This window comes from Streptomyces katrae (assembly GCF_000966975.1).
Classification (GTDB): domain Bacteria; phylum Actinomycetota; class Actinomycetes; order Streptomycetales; family Streptomycetaceae; genus Streptomyces; species Streptomyces katrae.
In genome coordinates this window covers 1-2,021 of sequence record NZ_JZWV01000642.1, presented here as the reverse complement: position 1 = coordinate 2,021, position 2,021 = coordinate 1, and the positions used below count along the sequence as shown (strand labels likewise).

The window sequence follows — 2,021 nt, the reverse complement described above, 5'->3', positions numbered from 1 at the left end:
GCCGGGAGGGGGCGGGCCGGGAGGGGGCGGTACGGCGGTGAAGAACGTGGTGTCGGCCGGGACGCCGTCGTGTTCCGTGCCGTCGTCGAGCCGGTAGGTCCAGGTGAAGGGGACGCCCCGGGCGGTGGCGGGGTCGGGGCCGTCCATCAGCTGGAAGTGCAGGTGCGGTTCGGAGGAGTTCCCCGAGTTCCCGCAGTCCGCCAGGGGGAACCCCGGCGCAGGTGGGCGAAGCCCGCCACCACACCGTCGCCCAGGTCCAGCAGGACGTAGTTGCCCCAGACGTGGCAGGGCCAGCCCAGACCCCGGACGAAGCCCTCCGGGTACATGTACGCGAAGGCCGGCAGCGACCAGCGGGAGAGGTGGTCGCGCGTCCGGCCGGCCGTGGCCACCACCACGCCGTCCGCGGGGGCCAGGACCGGACGGCCGAAGGACGGGTGCCGCTCCGGGCGCCGGCCTAGCGGCCAGAGGTTGCGGAAGGGGGGCTCCGGGTCGCCGGCGGCGTACTTGAGGTCGATGGCGTAGGTCTGGGCGTGGCTGTGGGTGTGGCTGGGCACCTTGGTCGCCGGCCCGTTCAGGGCCTGCCAGCGGCCCTCCACCGGGACCCGCAGTGCCACCGGCGGGCGCTCGCCGCGCGGGCGCTGCCGACGGGTGAGGGACCAGCGCATCACACCGCCCACGGCCAGCAGGACCACGCCCAGGGTCCACAGCGGGTTCACCCCGCCGTTGTTCAGCAGGACGCACAGGGTGCCCGCGCCGAAGACCAGGCCGTGCCGCTTCCAGACGATCACGCGGTCGGCTCCTTCTCGGGGGAGGGGGACAGGTCGGGAGCCTTCCGTACGCCGTGGTGGCGGCGGAGCGCGGCCAGCGCCGCCAGGTACCCGCACATGCCGTGCACCGAAGGCCCCGGGGGAGTGGCCGCCGAGCACAGGTACACCCCGGGCAGCGGCGTGCCGTACGGATCGGGGCGCGGCGTCGGGCGGGCCAGCGACTGGCGGAGCGTGAGCGCGCCCGCCGCGATGTCCCCGCCGACGTAGTTCGGGTTGTACGCCTCGAAGGCGGCCGCGGACCGGCCCCGGGCGGCGATCACGGTGTCGCCGAAGCCCGGCGCGTACTCCTCGATGCGCCGCCGGACGAGCTCCACCGGATCGCGGGTGTCGCCGTTGGGTACGTGCGCGTACGCCCAGACCGGCCGGCGGCCGCGGACCTCCCGCGAGGGGTCGGTCACCGCCGCGTCCACCACGAGGACGAACGGGGCGCCGCCCGGGTTCCCGGCGGCCACCGCCCGCTCCTGGCGGGCGATCGCGGCCGCGTCCCCGCCCAGGTGCACCGTCCCGGCCCGCCCCGAGTGCGGGTCGGCCCACGGGACCGGACCGTCCACCAGGAAGTCGGCCTTCGCCGCGCCCGGCCCGTAGCGGTAGCGGCCCAGCGCCCTCCGGTACCCGGACGGCAGCCGGTCCCCGGCCAGGGACAGGAACTCCTTGGGCCCCACGTCCAGCAGGACCAGCGGTACGCCGTCCAGCTCGGCGAGGTCCCGGACCCGGTGGCTGGTGCGGAACTCGCCGCCGTGCGCGGTGATGTCCTCGGCCAGCGCCGCCGCGATCCGGCCGCTGCCGCCCTCGGGCAGCGGCCAGCCCGTGCTGTGCGCGGTGTGCCCGAGGAGCATCGCCACCGCTGCCGAGGGCAGCGAGGGCAGCGGCCCGACGGCGTGCGCCGCCACCCCGGTGAGCAGCGCCCGTGCCTGCCGGGTGCGCAGGGGGCTGCGCGGCAGCGCGTGCGCCAGCACCCGCGTCGCCAGCCGCAGGGCCGCGACCGGATCGGACGGGAGACCGCGCAGGTCGGACAGCAGCAACTCGACCACGGCCTCGCTGCGCTGTACGAGCGGGCCCATCAGGCGGGCCCAGCGCGGCCCGTCGGCGCCGAGCCCCTCCGCGGTCCGGGCGAGGCTGCGCCAGGCGGCCACCGACCGGCCGCCGCCCAGCGGATGCGCGTACGGCATCTCCGGCTGGAGCAGCGGCACTCCC

General features: G+C 76.9%; 2 protein-coding genes. Both read right to left on the bottom strand.

Annotated elements, in window-relative coordinates; all coding sequences use genetic code 11:
- Positions 1–146: 146 nt before the first annotated feature.
- Positions 147–788 carry a M23 family metallopeptidase gene (locus VR44_RS22930; RefSeq protein ID WP_063778957.1) on the bottom strand — a complete coding sequence of 214 codons (642 nt, stop codon included), beginning with the start codon at positions 786–788 and terminating at the stop codon, positions 147–149.
- Positions 785–2,021: phytoene desaturase family protein (locus tag VR44_RS22925; protein WP_045949464.1), on the bottom strand; the 1,237-nt coding region annotated here is incomplete at its 5' end. The genes VR44_RS22925 and VR44_RS22930, both read right to left, overlap by 4 nt.